Annotated in this window: 12 protein-coding genes; 3 read left to right on the top strand and 9 right to left on the bottom strand. The window is 51.8% G+C overall.

The features are described 5' to 3' along the window. Positions 1–16: 16 nt before the first annotated feature. The 9 genes from IB214_RS19185 to IB214_RS19145 form a co-directional block, all read right to left on the bottom strand. On the bottom strand, positions 17–742 hold the full coding sequence (locus IB214_RS19185) for an ABC transporter ATP-binding protein (protein WP_117342064.1): 726 nt from the start codon (positions 740–742) through the stop codon (positions 17–19). Next, complete coding sequence (locus IB214_RS19180) at positions 742–2,703, bottom strand: vWA domain-containing protein (RefSeq protein WP_117342065.1); 1,962 nt, start codon at positions 2,701–2,703, stop codon at positions 742–744. The genes IB214_RS19185 and IB214_RS19180 overlap by 1 nt, the downstream gene beginning before the upstream one ends. Continuing rightward, positions 2,700–3,707: a hypothetical protein gene (locus IB214_RS19175; protein WP_223240361.1), complete on the bottom strand. Its 1,008-nt coding sequence runs from the start codon at positions 3,705–3,707 to the stop codon at positions 2,700–2,702. The genes IB214_RS19180 and IB214_RS19175 overlap by 4 nt, the downstream gene beginning before the upstream one ends. Next, the gene (locus IB214_RS19170; RefSeq protein WP_117342066.1) at positions 3,701–6,415 is read right to left on the bottom strand and encodes a virulence factor SrfC family protein; all 2,715 of its coding nucleotides are present in this window, start codon (positions 6,413–6,415) and stop codon (positions 3,701–3,703) included. The genes IB214_RS19175 and IB214_RS19170 overlap by 7 nt, the downstream gene beginning before the upstream one ends. Further along, positions 6,415–9,483, bottom strand: coding sequence for a virulence factor SrfB (locus IB214_RS19165; protein WP_117342067.1), 3,069 nt, complete (start codon positions 9,481–9,483; stop codon positions 6,415–6,417). Before IB214_RS19165 ends, IB214_RS19170 begins: the two co-directional genes overlap by 1 nt. A 17-nt stretch (positions 9,484–9,500) precedes the next feature. Continuing rightward, a complete protein-coding gene (locus IB214_RS19160; protein ID WP_117342068.1) occupies positions 9,501–10,973 on the bottom strand; it encodes an SrfA family protein in 1,473 nt (490 codons plus the stop codon). 50 nt (positions 10,974–11,023) lie between these two features. Continuing rightward, on the bottom strand, positions 11,024–12,154 hold the full coding sequence (locus IB214_RS19155) for a tellurite resistance domain protein (RefSeq protein WP_117342069.1): 1,131 nt from the start codon (positions 12,152–12,154) through the stop codon (positions 11,024–11,026). A 128-nt stretch (positions 12,155–12,282) separates the two neighbouring features. After that, entirely contained in the window at positions 12,283–12,765 is a 483-nt protein-coding gene (locus IB214_RS19150; RefSeq protein ID WP_117342070.1) for a hypothetical protein, read from the bottom strand. Positions 12,766–12,854: 89 nt separating this feature from the next. Next, positions 12,855–13,592: a glycine zipper domain-containing protein gene (locus IB214_RS19145; RefSeq protein WP_117342071.1), complete on the bottom strand. Its 738-nt coding sequence runs from the start codon at positions 13,590–13,592 to the stop codon at positions 12,855–12,857. A gap of 921 nt (positions 13,593–14,513) precedes the next feature. Here IB214_RS19145 and IB214_RS19140 point away from each other — a divergent pair. The 3 genes from IB214_RS19140 to foxA all read left to right on the top strand — a co-directional run bounded on the left by IB214_RS19140 (position 14,514) and on the right by foxA (position 18,491). Continuing rightward, positions 14,514–15,077 carry a DJ-1/PfpI family protein gene (locus IB214_RS19140; RefSeq protein WP_161959007.1) on the top strand — a complete coding sequence of 188 codons (564 nt, stop codon included), beginning with the start codon at positions 14,514–14,516 and terminating at the stop codon, positions 15,075–15,077. 200 nt (positions 15,078–15,277) lie between these two features. Next, on the top strand, positions 15,278–16,261 hold the full coding sequence (locus IB214_RS19135) for an AraC family transcriptional regulator (RefSeq protein WP_115259335.1): 984 nt from the start codon (positions 15,278–15,280) through the stop codon (positions 16,259–16,261). A 121-nt stretch (positions 16,262–16,382) separates the two neighbouring features. Next, on the top strand, positions 16,383–18,491 hold the full coding sequence (foxA, locus tag IB214_RS19130) for a ferrioxamine B receptor FoxA (RefSeq protein ID WP_117342072.1): 2,109 nt from the start codon (positions 16,383–16,385) through the stop codon (positions 18,489–18,491). Positions 18,492–18,537 lie beyond the last annotated feature (46 nt).

Here is an 18,537-nt window from a genome sequence, read left to right as displayed (position 1 = left end):
TACTAGTCTGGCTCGGTTAAAAGACAAAGTAGGTTCCTCCCTGCTCATGTGTCGACGATGCTGTTAAAGGTTCTGACTGGGCGGTTAAACAGGGTAAATCGAAATGTTGCACCAGCGGCCAGTCATGGCAAACAACCAGCGCCATCATGCTTTCCTGGCGGACTAATTCAATAAACAGACTAAACAGATTCTGTGCATTGTGAGGGTCGAGTGCCGCAGTTGGTTCATCGGCAAGTACCAGTCCAGGGCGGTGTAATATGGCGCGAGCAAATGCCGTTCTCTGTCTTTCACCAAATGAGAGTTGGGTTGGATATTTAGCTAACAACGGCGAGAGTTTTAGTGCGTCAAGCACCCTGTTCAGCATGGATTTATCAGGTGTGATATCCAATAACTGGCAGGGCAGGAGAATGTTATCTTTAACGCTCAGATAGGGAAGAAGACCGCCATTTTGCAGTACAAAACCGAGCTGGCGGGCACGAATGTCCGCTAGCTCGCTATGTCGTTCGCCGTTCAGTAGCGTTGCAATATCACATTTCTGCGCGTTGTCGGTAAGCTCGAAGCGGCCAATATGGCTGGGCTGCAACAGTAACCCAATGGATTCCAGTAAGGTACTTTTTCCACATCCACTTTCCCCGGTTACCGCGACCACCTGACCTGGCTGCAGCGTGAGCTGCGGCAGATAAACCCGATGTGCCTGGCTTCCCTGACCTCGAATAACGCACAGCTCTTCAATGTGCAGCATCAGGGCATCATTTCCAACGGGATAGGATAAACACGATCGCGCGGATCGCTTCCTTTCGCCAGTTCGACCCAGCGATCAACGTCGGCATTGTATTTTTGGTAATGGCGTAGTTTGGACGACAGTGTGCGGATAAACTTCTCCTGCGACAGTCCATCCCAGCTTTTCCATGTCTCTTCGTCGAGATTCAGGACATCGCTCTTGTAAGGAAGGTCGGTCAGGTATTCTCCGAGTACGCCAAGATCGCCAATGCGGGCATTATCCTGCTGCTTCAGTTGATTTGGATCTGTACCCATCGTTGCAGCAACGGTACGCAGTTGTTCAAACATCTTGGTCGGCGAGATCATCCCCTCATTTGCCGCTTTTAGGATCTGGCCGACAGCATCGCTTAAATCGCTAAGCTGCCCCTTGGTCAGAAGAACACGCACATCGGTGGTGGGAATATTTTGTTTAATCAGATCGCGATCGCTGATCCAGGCCTGGAAAACTAACGGTGCTTGGGTGCTGTTGCGTTTACCGAGATAGGCTAATTGCATGGCATGCCCAATCAACGCGGTGTCCTGAAGTAGCTTTTGTTCCGGCGTCAGTTTCTTTCCATCTTCCTTCGCATACAGGGCGCTACCAATTGCAGCATCCCCCATATAAGCCGACTTAACCTGCTCAGTAATGGCGGAAGCAAGGGCGTCAACTTGTTGACCGAATGTCTTGATATCACCGGCATTGACGGCCTGGTAAAGATTGGAATGGGTGCTATCAAAGTTGGAGAGATCGCGATATTGGCTCTCCGCTTTGGCATGGTTATCTTTACCGCCCGATGTTTTCAGGTGCAAGGTGTAAATAGCGATACCGCGGTTACCGGCCTCAAGACGAAGCTGGCTGGCATCAAGGCCAGAACCTGAAAGCTTATTGCTGCCGTCAATGGCACCTGCATCGGTAATCAGAACCATGTAACGTGCGCCGAATGGGCTCCAGTCAATATCATCAATGGCTGACAGTACGCCGGAATAGGCATCCTCGTCGTACAAGGAACTGGAAACCTTTGCCTCTTTAAGATCGGCTACCTTTTTCAGGAAATCTGCGCCATCTTTGACATGGTTAGGATCAGCGTAAATTTTTGTACGGTACTCAAGTCCCGGTACGGCTTTGGTGTTCGAACGATATGAGACCAGACCAAACTTGACCTGACCATCAAGGTGTTCTTGTTTGATCTTGTCATAGATCTTATTAACCGCTTCTTTGGTGCGTTCGATGTAAGGCCCCATTGAAATGGTTGAGTCAATGACGAAGACCACCGAGGCGTTAAAGCCTTTCAGTTGGTTGACGCTATCTTCTTGTTTTGGTTCTGCGTCGACTTTGCTAACAGAGGCGACGTTAAGCAGACGTGTGTAGAAGCCATCTTCGGTCATGACCTCTTCACCGCTCAGGATAGGCAGCAGATAGAACTGCTTTTGCAGATCGACAAAATATTCAGGTTCTTGCGCCTGAATGCCGTCAGCATGGCCGTCCCGTTTCAATTTGGCACGCAGTGGGGCGACCAATGAGACCGGGTCGGGGGCCGAGAGAATATCATCGAGACTTTTTTTCTCTTTGAAAAAGAGTAAACGATCGCGGTTCGCTGGGTTGGTGAATGCCAGCGTTAGCTGCATTTTCCAGTCGACGGTGCATGACGTTGGTAACCAGCCGATGGTTTTACCGTAGCTGTCAGGTCCGACTTTGAGCCAACTTTGACCCTTCGCATCTTCCTTTTTATAAACGTACAGGCTGCTAAAGGCGGGTTGTATCTGTCCTTTATCATCACCTGCAGTTTTCGCGAGTTTACAGCCTGGTGTGGTGAGAACACGCTGATACAACGTTTTTTTCCCTTCCTGAAGCAGCGGTTTCTCGGCATCAGCGGCAAAAACATGCCCGCTGAGTACCAGACCACATAAAGGCAGGGCCAGACGGCTAAGGGTATTCCAGGTCATTTTCCTAACTCCTCAAGGCGTTGCTTGGCCGTTTGGTTGTTAGGTTCTGTTTGCAATACGGTTTCGTACCAATAGGCCGCGGTATCTTTATCCGCTTCTTTGAAGCATTCACTTGGTTGGTGGCCTTTAGGATCGTATTCACTGGCATAGGCGAGTGCGATTTTGGTGTCTCCCCCTTGTGCACGGTTCGCGTACAGGCGTTGCGCAACCCCACATTTCTTCGCCTCTTTTGCCGTCTGAATAATGGCCAGTAGTTTGTCGCTGTCGAGTTTTTCCTGTACGCAGCTTTGAACAAAATCAAGCTCGTTAAGGGTGTTTAAGCTTTCCTCTGAGCAACCGTTATGTGCAGGCGTCTGCGGTGCGGCGGCAGGCGTTTCTTGCTGCGCCTGAACAGCAGGAACAACGTCCGGCGCTTTATCCCGCCCTAAGAACCACCAAAGTGCGCCAGCAATGACCACCAGGGCCAGCGCTGCTGCGCCAATTAAGGGAAGGCGTGATGAGGTCGATTTCTGCTGCGGCCTCTCCTCGGCATGCATTATCGGCGCAACGGGTTCCGGTACTGATTCAGCCACGGTTTCTGCCACCGCGACCGGCGCGGCGGGCGCTTCTGGGGTAGCCAGCAAGCTGCTGCCGCTGTAGCTCCCCGTCTCACCTCGTGCTTCTGAGGAGAGGAGTTCATCACGCACCAACTGCAGCGTAGTGTTACGTGTTTCCCCAGATGCCAGTTTGATCTGAATTTGCACCTGGCTTGCGGTTGCCAGCAGCGGGTCAAGCAAGGTTGAGCCAATACGAAAACCGCTGCCGTTAGCCAGTGGGTAACCGCCGTTTACGGTAAACCAATGCTGTGCCGGACTCCAGCTGCCATCGGGCTGCAGATAGTTCTGCTCATTATTGCAAAGAATAAAGGTCAAATTAGCGAGTAGTGCATTATCGCCGCGCAGGCGGACCATCAATTGTGCAGCGCCTGGCTCTGCGGGTTGGCAGGCGATGATTTTGGCTAGCATGGCATGTTCTCTTGTTTCAATTGGCTGATAATCTGGCCAAGTTGTCGATTATGTTCGAAGGAAATATCCCGCGTGGCGCTATGACCTGCGTTGTCCAGCACGACGCTCATTAATGCGGAAAGCCAGTCTCCCAGATAGGAGACGCCTGGCTGTGGCGCGACGGCGGAGAGCTGAGGCAACTCATCGTTAGCGAGCGGTGCCTGGCGTAAAAACACTTTGTTTTTCTCACCAACATAGCTGTTGGGAACTTTTTCTGGCGGTAAAGTGAGATAGCCAAACCAGGCGATAAAATCCCGTATTGTCAGATGGGCGCGTAAAACCTGGCGTGCCATCAGATGTTCACGACGAGTCCCCGCCTGCTCTTGTCCTGCAAGGGCACGCTTCAATGAGCCTTCAAGATCCAAACGCGTGGCGGCGGTGATCAGTTCTTCACTGAGTTGATTAATCAGTTCAGTGCTCATGCCGAGTTGACGCCACGGTGATGTCTGTTGAGACAGTTCTCTCAGGTGTGCAACCCAGGCTTTAAAGATCTGATGAGCGAAATCATCATCCTGACCGACTCGTTCTGGCGATGAGGAGGAAGGGGCTTCGACAGCTGTCGCTTCAACCGGGGTGGTCGCGAAAGGATCGCTGGCAAAAGGATTATCGGCAAACGGGTTACCGCCAAATGGATTCGCAGCGAAGGCGTTTGAAGCCTGGTTTTCGCCGTCTGTTAGTGGCTCCTGATCGTGCTCACGAATACTCAGGTATATGTTATTGAGTTCGCGGGTGGGCAGATCCAATCGATCGATCATCTCCCCCATGCTGTGGGAACATGCAGACAGCCCTTGCCATAATTCTTTAGCAATAGCCTGTTTTTTCACGATCTGCCCGTCACCATCTTTTTCGTACCAGCGGCCGAGGTGCCGATCGCCGGTTTCCAGACGGCACTGCAGAAGTTGTTGCTGTAAACGCTTTAGTTTGAAGTCAAGATGAGCGACCCCTCGCAGCGCCTTCGTCAAACGCGACATTCCGCCATCGTTGAGTTCGAGCATGGCTTGCCAGGCTGTTCTTGGCTCAGCAACGTGGGTATTCACGTTTTTACCGCAGACGAAAGTATTGCCCATGGTATCAAGCACGCTACGATAGCGATCGGCAATTTCCACTTCGTTGAGCCGTTCCTGACCAGCTTCACCTTCCAGTTTCAGGAAGGGGTTATCGAGTCCAGGTTTGCGTACCAGAAAGCAGTTATTGAATGGCTGATTCGGCGCCCACTGTTGAAGCCATTCGTATTGCGAAAAACGCTCCAGCAGGGTCATATGCAGCATGCCTTCCCAGCCTTCTTTTAACTGATTTTCCGTATGTTGCAGACTGTTGTTGATACGCATATCGCACATGGTGATTGCCCAGAAGAGTCCTGGTTTGCTGAGCCCGCGTTCTTCGGCGCTCTTACCCTGTGTTTTTTCTACCCATCGGTTCAATACTGGCCCAACATCGGCAACGTCACTCTGTTTGGCTGAGCTGGCGCATACCACAAGGGCATTCATCTCTTGGTTATCGGTGTAACGCTCAAATAAGTAGGCCACTTTTCCGCGAAGCAGTAGCTGTGAAATCGCGTTAAGTCCGTCTCTACCGGCTTGTTCGAGGGCAGTAATCTTGAGACGACCGCGATAGCCAGGAAAGTCGAGCAGATCGACTTGTTCCACGACGCTGTTGTCCTCGACTTCCGCTAAGGGAAAAATAAGCTCGGTGGTTAATGCCGCCAGCTCAGCCTGAGATAAGCTGGCACTGCCGATTTGTTGATCTTCTTTCCAGTAACGGATCTCGACGTTACGATCCTGACTGGAACCCAGCCGGTTAAGGCTGTCTACATTCATGATGCTGCCACTGCTGTGGTCGGTAAGCGTTTCCAGAGGGGCAAACACCATCCGGGCATGATTTAGCTTTGCCAGCACGTTGGCTAATGAACGATAGGTTTCAGTGAGGGCTGGTTGCTCTCCCCACAGCAGGGAAAAAAGCTCCGCACGTTCAGTTGGGCTTAATGCTGGGGCGATTTTCAGTACCTGCGGCCAATAAGCGTGTTCAAGTTTCTCAACCGACTTTTTAAACGAGGCGTTAAGGTAGTCCCACAGGGCAACGACATCTTCCTGGCTAACGCCGTTATACCCTTGGTTTTGTACGGTACGCTGAAGGAAAGGGCGCAGGCGCTCTTCAATCCGACTTTGATCGAGCTGATAGCTCAATTGTTCATGGTTAAAATCGTTGAACCAGGCATTTGCCAGAATCTTAGCCAGGTCAATTTCACTGAACAAGCGCAGCGGCACCGGGTAACCGGCGGGGGCGGCCGGAGCCTGACGGGTAAAGCGAGTGACTAACCCGGTGGCCTCCTTACCGCCGCCTACCGGGTTAACCTCTTTGATAAAATCGACGCGCTGCTCGCCGTACATTGCTTCCAGCGAACCGTTACTGCCCGCAGCCAACGCTGAAATGAGATACGATTTTCCGGCTTGAGAAATACCGAAAAAACCAACGGTCATCGGCGTTCTGGCAACTTGAGTCAGACTATTTGCCAGATTACGTGTGCGCAGTAAAGCCAGACTGAGTTTGTCGGCTTCGTTGTCCAGACGACGTGAGCCGGGGCGTACGTTATCGACCCAACCGAGCGCGTCAAGACAACCTTGAGCGATAGCTGCCCAACCCTGGGTGAGAGATTTTTGCTCGCTATTCATTATTTTTTAACACTCCCGCTATCGAGCCAGTGTCGGCTATCAATAAGCCCGGTATCCGGCATGGTATTGAGTTCCAGGTCTAAATCACGTTTGCTAAAGGACTTATCGGTGTTGCTGCTGACATCGGCGATCGTCAGGCGATCGCTAATCAAACCGAGCTGGCGCGCCCGGTTTCCCTTGTCGATAGTCAATCTGACTTTAAGGTACGGAGAGCCGCTGTCCGTAGAGGTTGCCGCGGAGAATTTCTTACGCCCCTCTTCGCTAAAACGGAGGGTGTAGAGTGGTGCCGCCGCCCAGCGTTCGGCATCCAGTTGGCGATAACCCAGACGCAGATCGCCGCGCATAATGATACTTTGCGTGGTTTTCTCGCCGTTTTCATCGGTGATTGCCGGGAGTTTGATCTGCCCATTCTCCGATTCTATGTGGCGGTAAACGATATCGGCGTCACGGATCAGGTTGTCCATATCAATTGTGCCGATATGACGAATGGTGGAGTAGGGTTTCAGCGCCGAGGTTCGGAAATGGAAGTTCGGGATACTGTGGTTTGCGCACAACTGCGTCAGCATAGCACCGACGGAAGCTGTACTTTTTGGATCGTCAATATGACCGTTTTTATGGAACGGATACCAGGTTCCGGTCTGATAACCATGTAACGGTAAAATACGTCCTGGGGGGAGCGGAAGATTGCGGCGAATTATCGCCTGAATCCCCGGTAGCTGAGAAGGGCGACCGGTCAGCAGCAGTAGATCGCAATGATAACAAGACAGTACTTCACATAATGCGGTAAGCACTTTATCGATGTTGAATTTACCGGAGCAGAGATCGCTGTGCAGTTTGGTCAGCGGAAGATTAAGCAAAATATCCGCCAATTTGAAATCGGTTGGCCCCCCGGCTTTTTGGACTTCACGGCGGACAAACCCCTCAACTTCATCTCGAATACAGCCAGCCGGTAGCAGCTCGCCGACACGCTGATTAATCAGGGTGTGTGTTTGTTCATCCAGCGGATCGTATTGCTCGTATTCACCCAGGATATGCAGCGCGAGTGGGACGAACAGTTGCAAGCTGAGTTGCTGGCGAAGAACAGCTTCAGCAGCGCTAATATTCTGGGAACCACACAGTTGAGACATCAGTGTTTCAACGGACATCACACCCGCTTCCCGTAGCGTCTGTTCAAACGCAGGGAGGACATAAGACTGAATCACATCCAGCAGAATGTCATCGCCGGCGATCTTAAAGCTGTCGCGGAAACGTTGGTGGGGGATGATATGCGCGTTGGCGCCGCCACCGGAAAGGCCATTACGATCGAGATGGTAATCGGTGATTACCAGGTCTGTGGTACCGCCGCCAATATCGATAGAGGCAATGGTTATGCTTTCACGATCGGTGCGGTCAGGCCGGCCAATGGCATCGAAAAATTCTTCCGGATGACCGGCAAAATTCTGATTAATCTCGGTATAGAGATACACCAGTTGAGCGCAGGAAGCTTCATCCCATTCAACCCTGATTTTGGGCAGAGGGATCTTGATATTGCTCTGACTGTGTTCCTCTTGCTCGTCCTCATACGGATCGTTCTCTCCGTTGTGCCAGCGCAGTGATTTCCAGACCAGGCCAACCGCCTGACGCATCCGCTCATCAAGCACACAGCGTTCAGCCATTGGCATACCGGGTGGCACAGTGAGAATAATATGACGTAGCTGGCGTGGGATCCCCGCATGCCCCTGACGGATCCGCTGCTCTGGGCTGTTGATCTGGCTGATAGCCTGGGTTAATACTTCGGCGAGCATGAAGGTCATCAGCGAGCTACGTGAGTAGCGCGGCGTAAAGACAGGGATGCGATCCATCTCATCTTCAATAGTGTGCAGCGCCTCGCCTCTTTCATCGATGAGGTTGGCAAATGGCGCAGCAGTCGCTAAGGGGTTGCTGTCCTGCACGTAGCTGCCATTAAAACGCCAGCCCTGACCATAAAATTTCTCATCCCAAAGATAACGTTTAGGGCTGGATAATCCGGTTGATCCTTCGCTACCTTTCCGACGCGCAGCTAAGCGACTGGCTTCGCCGCCAATACGGGCAATAGTCGGCCATTGAAATGCGTCGTGGCGACCACTGCGCACTGAGCAGTGATCTTTGCCAAAGAAGGCTTGTGAAAATTCGACCCTACTTTCAAAGGGATCAATATATACATGCTCCGGCGCGCTGAGATCGCGGAGTTTGAGGACATAGTTTTGCCTCATGCCTGAACCAGATTGGCCATGGTCCTCAATAAGAATACCGCAGGTACGTGAATTGCCGACGTCCAGAATCAGATCGACCGCAATAGGCTTGATGGCGTTGGTTTCCCGATTGGCAATCACCCTGAACTGCGGCAATTCAATGACTGGAGCGGTCTGGCTTTGCAGACCTTCTACCGGAATAGCCATCAAAGAAAGAAGGTTGAGGTAATGCGCCAAGGGATATTGTTGCGCAAGCTCTTGTTCACGCTCATCAATGTCCCGGCCTTTGCTTGCCTCTTTAAACACTTCCTTGAGCCAATCTGCTATCCACTCCTGTGTGAGGTACCAGTTGAGGGCATAGGTGGCCGTTGCGACGGCAAAGGTCGCCCCTGCATTCACATCTTCCTGGTTTGGGCTAAGATCGGCGGCAGCTTGCTGTTTAGCCATTACGCGCGTGTCGATAGCCAATGTCATGCGATGACTATGCCCATCCATATCCGGCTCAGCCAGTTTGACTAGACGAAAACGCGCCCAGTTCAGAGGCCCTTCCTGGTACACATTGGGCGGGCTAAAACGAAGCAGGGGAAGCGGTAGCCAGACACCGTCAAACAACTTAAGGCTTTGCTCCACGGGAATATCATACTGGCTTTTCGCCTTTTCAATATTCTCGGGGGTCGGCTGATAGAAATAATAGTCGCGCTGTTCGTTATAGATTAAACGGGTCAGGACACCGTTCGCGAGTTTGACAAACTCGCCAGCAGGTAAGCGACCAAGGGATAAACCAAAATCCATAAACTGGATCCCGGAGTCGCCCACCAGGGTAATTTGACGATCGAAAGATACAATCTCAGGTAACATAGTTATCTCGTCCCTGTTCAGGAATTAGGTTGAAGCATGCGAATAGGGAACGTTTTTTCCCCATTATTGCTGCCAAGACAATCGGCGTGGCCAGCTGCCGGGGATTTGCACTCGATTGTCGGCACAATAAAGTTTGAACCGTCGCTACATTTCATTTGCTCTGGATTGGTAATGCTAAGGGCGCCCTGTTGCACATTGCCGCTGGCCGGGCCGCTGCAGGTTACTCCGTTAGATTGGCGGACGCTGACAGTGCCATTGCCTTGGGCAAAGTTGTATTGCAACTGCAGAGGACGCCCGGAAAGTTTGTCCTGAATACCACCGTTCACGCGCCATTCACCGTTGAGAAACTGTGCCGGACCATTGGGGAGGGTGGCAGGGAGCGTCAACGGTTCACCCTGTGCTGGAATAGCCGGTGGTGTGGTGACGGGTTCAACAGCAGGCAGCGTTTGGGCATCTACCGCGTCGGGTACGGCAGGAGGAACCTGAGCTGATGGCTGGCCAACGGCTGTGTCGTTGGCGACAGGCTGCGGGAGCTTGGCGTCACTGCCTACCTCTGTAGTTGGTATGTCTGACGGGCGGGTTGATGGAGTTGATTCCAGAGTTTGATGCTCACCTACAGCAGCCCTTTCCGTGACGCCGGGGACGGCACGCGTTCCGACGACGGTATCTGTCGTTGCCCGGGAAACCTGAGTGACTACGCCTGAGGTATTTACCGATGGCCGTTCGGCAACAGGATCCGTCACGACGGCAGTTTTATCCGAGGAAAAAGTGGGGAGGCCGGGGAGCGAAAGAGAAGGTACGCATCCGCGCAGCAACCCTAATAACAGCGCTAACAACAGTAACGCCAGCAGCAACCATAGTAGCCAACGCCAACTCCAGCGTCGGGTTCGACCTACGGTTTCGACAACAGGCGCGATCGCCGGAGTCACGATAGTGTCAGCTTGCGCCAGTGGCGTTGTGGCCGCGAGGGATGTTGCAGGTACTGATGACGGGCTCAGCCAATGCATCGGATTGCGCTGTTCACCTTCAGAGTGAACAAATCCCCAAAAGGTGATCACGAGGATCCCATTAACGAGATAAACAAAATCGTAATCGGGGAAATTCACCACGGATTTCAGAAGTTGGGCAAAGACGCGGCGGTCGCCGCCGGTTCCACTTTGCTCTGCGTTAAGCAACTGTTCGCTGAGTGACTGCACCGCCATCTGAAACGCAGTAAACTGTTGGCGTGCTGATTCTCGCTCTGCCTCGCTTGCACCGCTCCATGGAATAACATCGCCAGGGAAGCTGCTGTACCAGTCGGTTCGGTCTCCACCCTGATCGTTTTGTGGAATCGCCAAATGTCGGGCCAGATCGCGTCCGGCATCAAGGCGATAGATAGCTTCGCGTAACTGGAAGGCCATCTTGAAAACCGGGTAGCCGGTTTCACCCAGCGCCTTAAATGAGGAGTTATGCCCGGAACGCAGCAGTGGTCCCTGAATCGAATTTCGCATTATCTAAACCTTTTAAGGCTGTGATTTAACAAGAGCCACTGTGATGCAGGCTAATTTTTGCTTGCGCCAGGCGTCCATTCAAAACCCCAGCCATAGTGCTTATCCAGCGACTTCCGGTCGGGATAGAAACGGTCAAGCCGTTCAACTTTGATATTGCCATCGACGTTTTTAAGTCTGGCGATTGCCGCAACGTTATTGATCTGATTGCTATCCGTTAGCGTGGATTTAATCGGTGGCTGATTGGGGACATAGATAGTGATAGTGGCATTCGTTCCTTGCCAGTTATCAGCACCGCCATAAATGAAGCTATAAACCAGGACTTCATCAATCTCCTGCCAGTGGCTACCGTTAATGAAGAGCCACTCACCATCCTGGTCGTTACCTTCGCGCAGATCTTTTTGCAGTAACAGATAAGGGGGTTTGTCATAATCCCCGAGGAATTTACTCAGGGCTTCGGCACCACTTATCTTGCCGTTTTTAAAACGGATAAAGGCGGCGATATCGAGATCGATTGGCTCTTTGTGATTACCTTGTTGCCAGGTCAGGTTAATTTTGATACGCCCGAAATCTTGACGTTTTTCCAGGTTAATACTGGGGTTAGCCTGGGTTAATTCCGTACTGACTGGCGTGGCAACGGCGGCCTCGTGGTGGGCGGGGAGAGGTGGCTCGGCAGGGATCTTTTTAGACCACCACCAGGCTAAGGCAATCAGCAACAGTACCAGCAAAAGTAAAAGCCACGGAAGAAAGCGTCGCCACCAGGGAACAACCACGATGGGAACCGGAGCCACATTATTGACAATGGCCCAGTTGATTAACACGGGTTCACCGCCCACGCTGTAACAGTCGAGGTCGTGTGAATGCGTTAACAGCGTTTGCAACGCCTGCGCTGAGTGTTCTTCACCGCGGGTAACCAGTTGGTCGATTAAACTCTTCAGGATATCCTGGTACTGTTGACGTTTACCCTGAACGGAGAGTTGTTCCGTCTCACTCAGTGCTGAAAAAGGTTTTGCCAGCCCCTGGCGCTCAGTCCACCATTCGAGGTAGCCATCTGAGCTACGGCGAGCGGTGGCATAGAGTAGTGCCAAAGACGGAGGCAGGTGACGGTGTATGATAGCAACCGTCTCCTCATAAATTTTCAGAGTCGCTTCATCAATAGGCGCAGCAGTTGTTAATCGTTGCATAACCAAAATCATTGTTATTGTGGATTATTTGCGTGTTATGCGAACAATCGCATATCAGCACGCCAGGGCTGTTATCGTCAGCGGGCAGAAAAAGTGGCCACGTAACAGGTGCCACTTTTATCGCACCTTTAGCGAAGCGTGTTTGCTTCCTCAAGGATTTTGATTTTCTGCTTGGCTTCTGCGACTTTCTTTTCAATTTCTGCAATTTCGCTGGCGCTGCTGGCGTGCTGAGATTGTCGCTGTAGATCCTGAAGTTGTCGTATTTCTTTCTGGCTTTCACTGCTCTTCAGTTTGCTTGATTTCAGTTGTGCGAGGGTCTGCGACAGGTCTGAACGAACAGCGTCCAACCTTGCTTGTTCATCTGCTAACGTTTTATTGACGTTTTGCTGTCTGTTTTGGGTATAAGCCTGCTGCTGCTTCGCCGATTCATTTTCATATTGGCTGAGCCGAACTTGCTGTTCTTTCTGATCAACCTGCTGGCGATAACCACCAGAGGTGGCGCAGCTCAGTTTGGTTATAAAACTCGGATCCTGTGCATGTAAGTCGCAGTCCTGCGGTGATGTGGCACAACCGGTTAGGACGAGAGAGGCGAGAAGTAGGTATTTTCTCATCGAAGAGTCCATAAATAGAGTCAAGTAACGACGGCTTACACAGTAAAGCCGTCTTAAAAAAGGCCGATAAGGTTATCGGCCTAAAGTTGTTAGCCCAGAGAAATAGCCTGACGCTGTTCGTACAGCTCGTTTGTTTCTTTTTCCAGGTCATTGATCTTGCTGTTTAAACCAGAATATTCTTTATTCAACGTCGCCAGTTTATTTTTATCGGCAGGGGTTGTGGTTGTTTGTCCCTGCAGAGCAACTTTGTAGGCAGCGTCTTTTTCCTTCATGCCTTTCATCGTGTCTTTCATCTTGCTGATGTTGGCATCGATTTGCGCGAGCTGGGTTTTAGCACCCGCTTTATCAAACCCTGCTTTATCTTTTTGAATGCTAATTTTGGTTAAGGTCGCCTGGTTTTCGCTGATAACTTGTTTCATGGCGAGAGTCGATTTTTCTACTGCCGCAGTGTCTTTGCTGATGTCCGTATCCATGGCCTGCAGACGATCGGAGGTTGAGGCATAATCTTTTTTCAGACCATCAAGATAGTAGTTTGCAGTCATACCGGCTGCACATCCTGCAGCGCCCCCGATCGCAGCGCCTGCAAGCGCTTGCTTAGTATCACCTGCGAGGGCACCCACCAGGGCACCGAGAGCAGCACCGGATACTGCACCAACACCACAACCCTGTGCACCGGATGCGCTAAAGAACTTGGATTGTTCAGTGGTTGTCAGGCGGGGATCCGGTTTTGTCCCTGACAACAAAGAGCTTCCCGTATTGGCGCAGCCGCTGAGCAGCAAGGTTGCGGAGACCAGAAGGCATGCAGTATTTCGGTTAAATGCGTTCACTATTTTTTTCCTTAAAACAAGAATTAAGCAACGATAAAAGGCTGTGTGGTAAATAAATTTCGTATAAGAAATGTTTTTATATGGGCAGAGTGGATTTCTGCATTTTTATAAAGTGAATAACAGTTACCTGGCTGGTCTGCAAAATAATAAGTAATGGATTAATTCCGCGCTGTTACTATTAGCGGGGAAGTAACGGTTACGTATGTGAATTATTTTTTTCTTATAATGCGAGTTATTCGTTTTTTATATCATTTTGCTATGTGCTTGTAACGTGTTTTGTTGACGACACATACGGCATAAATCGTCATAAAATGCCCAGCGGTAAGGTCGACAGAACACGATTTCTGCTTACGAAGCATAAAATGCGTGGCTCGATTATACCTTATTTATTCGTGATGTGAATTCAACTTAACGCGATGTGACGGGGGTAGATGGCACTAAGTTATTGATCACGAAGATTGATTTTAGTCAATAACAAAATAGCCCTTAAGATTGGTAGTTGCTATAACTGCATCCGCAGGTTTTTTTTTCACCTTTTAAGCTATGGTCGTTAGTCTGAACTTAACGATTATCTTTACTTAACTCATATTAATTATGGATTTATTCGTGGTTCTGCTCTGAGTAGCTTTTAATTATCATTTTTTTCGCCAAATATTGTCAGCTTTCATTTTTCGTTAGTATCTCTTTCGAATAATGAAAGTATACTTTAACTGCGCTTTTTTATGATTATTCCCCAGCTATTCGTTGGTGTTAACCAGAATGGAAAATAGCGTCATGGTTAAATATTTAGGGGTAAGTTTGCCGTGCATCAGCTGGCTGAGTTCGTCGTGACGCGTAAGATATCCCGAAAACGTATAGCGCGTGAACTATAGTAAAAAGGGCCGTTATTTCTGCACTTAATCGCTATGGGCGGGGACATTGATGAAAAAAATACTGATGCTGGTCGGAGATTATGTCGAAGATTATGAAACGATGGTGCCTTTTCAGGCGCTGAAAATGTTAGGTCACCGCGTGGACGCCGTCTGCCCGGATAAACGTGAAGGGGACTATGTTCAGACCGCCATTCATGATTTTGACGGGGCGCAGACCTACAGCGAAAAACCCGGACATCGTTTTACCCTGAATGCGAATTTTGCTGACGCGCGGGCGGCCGATTATGACGCGCTGCTGATCCCCGGTGGACGCGCCCCGGAGTATCTCCGACTGAACCCGGATGTTATTCAACTGGTTCAGGACTTCAACTCGGCGGGCAAACCGATCGCCGCCGTCTGTCATGGTCCACAGCTGTTAGCCGCGGCCGGCGTGTTAGAAAACCGCACCTGTAGCGCCTATCCAGCCTGCGCGCCTGAAATTCGCCTGAGTGGCGGGCATTACGCGGATATCGGCATTGACCAGGCTCACGTTGACGGCAATCTGGTCACCGCACCGGCATGGCCTGCACATCCTGAATGGCTGGCCAAATTTGTTGATGTATTAATGAAGTAACTGACTGGTAAATCTGCACGTCGGTATAACCGCTTCGGCTATACCGACGGTAGGGCGGTCAACCTTAGCGGTATCTCTCAGCCTTATCTTTAAGATTATTATTGATAATAATTCTCATTATTATTGTTGCATTCTGTAGGTAATGGTAATGTTGCCACCAACCCGAAATAGCGAACCCCATTCCCAGTGCAGAAAACCGCATGAACAACACCACCGGCCAAAATACAGCCGCACGGCTGGCACGAACCTTCTCCGTCAGTGAGTTTATGGATTTTGGTGAGCGTTACGGCATTGATTACCGCTTTCCGCAGCTTTCGCAACAGCTGGATTTCCCCCATGCCAGCCCCGTGCTACAGGGCAAAGTCGAAGAAATGACGCTGCCCTGCGGGATGTGTGTTACCCACTCCGATGTGCAGGTGCTGCAACCCTACGAAACTACCTCCCGCCACAGCACTCCCCTGTATATGCTGGTGGTGCTCGAAGGTTGTGTGACATTGACTCTCAATGGGCAGCAGCATGTGGTGCGTTCCGGCATGGCGTTTAGTTCTCGCCTCAGCGAACATCAGACCATGAGCGCCCGTCACCCTGCGGACTGCAAGCTGCGAACGTTATCGTTGGGACTGTATCCGGACGGCGCGTGGCGCACGGGGTTGCTGGAGTCGTTAATGGTTGAATGGGAAAGATGCCAGACGCCAACGCTTATCTGGCAAGTGCCGGGCTTTTTGCTCAGTGGATTACAGTACGCCCAGCAGAGCACGCTCAGTAATGTATCCCGCCAGCTGATGCTGGAAGGGCTTATTTTGCAACTGTTCGGCCACGGTCTCAGCGTCTGTCAGGTGGAGAGCAGCAGACGCCAGGCTGCCAGCGGCGAACAGCAACGCCTCGAGATTGTGCGTCGTTTGCTGGAACAGACGCCGGAAAATGACTACACCCTCAGCGAACTGGCCCAGCGTGCGGCGATGAGCCCCAGCAGCCTGCGCAGCAAGTTTCGTGCGGCGTATGGCTGCTCCGTATTTGACTACCTGCGCGACTGCCGTCTGGAACGGGCGCGGGGGTATTTATTAGAAGGGTACAGCGTACAGCAGGCGGCATGGATGTCGGGCTACCAGCACGCCACCAACTTTTCGACCGCCTTTCGTCGCCGCTACGGTTTCTCGCCTGGCGATATCCTCAAACCTTGCTAATCCATTTCTCCGTTTTATGCGCGCGTCTGAATCGCATTTTGGCGCTGCGCATACGTAACCTGGCATCCGGCATAGCTATCTCTGGCATAAAAAGCGCAATAATTCTCATTTACAATTAGAAATGCCTTGGGAGATGTTCATGTTCGCGAAGACTCGGTTGGCGCTGCTGGTGGGATGGGTGACCGGCAGCGTGGCTTTTCCTCTGCTGGCGCAGGAAACAACAAAAAACGATACGGTGGTGGTCACCTCGCAAATGCAGAGCGGCGCCACCAAGCTTGCCACGCCGGATATTGAAACCCCGCAGTCGGTGTCCATCATTACTCGTGAACAGTTTGAAGAGCAGGGAGCCACCAGCGTGCGCCAGGCCGTCAGCTACACGCCAGGGGTGTACAGCAATCAGATTGGTGCCTCTAACCGCTTTGACTATATTGTGCTGCGCGGTTTCTCCGACGGTAGCCTCGATAACGTCTATCTCGATGGCCTGAAGATGATGGGTGATACCAACTCGCACAGCTCACTGGTGGTCGATCCGTGGTTCCTCGACAATATTGAAGTGGTGCGCGGTCCGGCTTCGGTGCTGTATGGTCGTTCTTCACCGGGTGGCATTGTGGCGCTGACCTCACGTAAACCGTCGTTTGATGCGGGTGGTGAAGTGAAGCTGTTTGCCGGCAATAACAACCAGCGTGGCGCCGCCTTTGACGTCACCGGCGCACTGGATGATAACGATCGCGTGGCGGCGCGTCTGAGCGGGATGACGCGCTATGCGGACTCGCAGTTTGGTCCGCTGAAGGAAGAACGCTACGCGCTGATGCCCAGCCTGACCTGGCGTATCACCGACCAGACGCGTCTCGACCTGATGGCCTACCTGCACCGCGATCCGGAAGGTGGCAGCCACTCGGGTCTGCCATATGATGGCACCGTGGTGCCGCACGACGGGCAAAAGATTTCCAATACCTTCTTTGAAGGTGAGGATGACTACGACAAATACGATCGTCGCGAGAACATGGTGGGCTACAACATCGAGCACATGTTCGACAACGGTTGGTCGGTACGACAAAAGCTGCGCTATCTGCATACCGATGTTGAACTTAATCAGGTGTATGCGGCTGGCTGGCTGAATGACACTGAACTCAACCGCGGCTATTCCGGCTCCGATGAGAATATGTCGGCCATTACGCTGGATAACCAACTCGACGGCAGCGTGGATACCTGGCAGGTGAACCACCGCCTGCTGGTGGGCATTGACTATCAGAGTCGCAGCAACAACACCACCGGCTATTACGGTGCTTTCCCGCCGATTGACGCCTTTAACCCGGTGTACGGCGCGAAGCCGGATTACATCAACATGTACGCGCGTGAAAAACACAAGCTGCGCCAGACGGGCTACTATTTGCAGGATCAGATGTCATGGGATCGCTGGCGCATTACGCTCGGTGGCCGTTACGATCAGGTCAGCGTGTCGAACATTGATAAGATAAACGATACCCGCAGCGATCTGGATAAAAACAACTTCAGCACTCGTGCCGCGCTGCTCTATCTGTTCGATAACGGTTTTGCGCCGTACATCAGTTACTCCACCGCGTTCACACCGACCAGCTTTGCCGACGAAAACGGCAACCTGTTGGAGCCAATGAAAGGCAAGCAGTGGGAAGCCGGGTTGAAGTATGAGCCGGAGGGGCTGAACAGCCAGTTTAGCGCATCGGTATTCCGTATCAATCAGACCAATATCGCCACCAAAGAAGAACCGACCGACCCGTACCGCTCAATTGGCGAAATTGAATCGCAAGGGGTCGAGCTGGAGGCGATCAGCCAACTGACGGAGAGCTTCCGCCTGCAGGCGGCATACACCTATACCGACATTCGCTACAAGAAGAGCAGTCCGGAGGAGCAGGGTAAGCGTGCGGTGTACGCCCCGCGTAATCAGGCCAGCACCTGGTTGAGCTACGATGTGAAAAGTGGTCCGCTGGACGGCCTGACGCTGGGATCTGGCGTGCGCTACGTCAACGGGATCACCAGCGATCGCCTGAATACCCATACTCTGCCGTCGTACACGTTGGTGGATATGGCGGTAGGCTACGACTTAACGAATATTGGGATTAAGGGTTTGAGTGCGCAACTGAACGTCAACAACCTGACCGATAAACGCTACGTGGCGGCCTGTAACTCGCTCTCGTATTGCTACTTCGGTGCGGAGCGCAGTATCGTTGGCAGCGTGTCGTGGAAATTCTGATGTTAACCATCGGTTTTTAGCCGGATGGCGGCGCTGGCGCCTTATC

It is taken from the genome of Citrobacter sp. C1 (assembly GCF_014596895.2).
Taxonomy (GTDB): domain Bacteria; phylum Pseudomonadota; class Gammaproteobacteria; order Enterobacterales; family Enterobacteriaceae; genus Citrobacter; species Citrobacter gillenii.
Note: the sequence above shows the minus strand (reverse complement) of the source record. Positions and strands in the feature narration are given on the sequence as shown.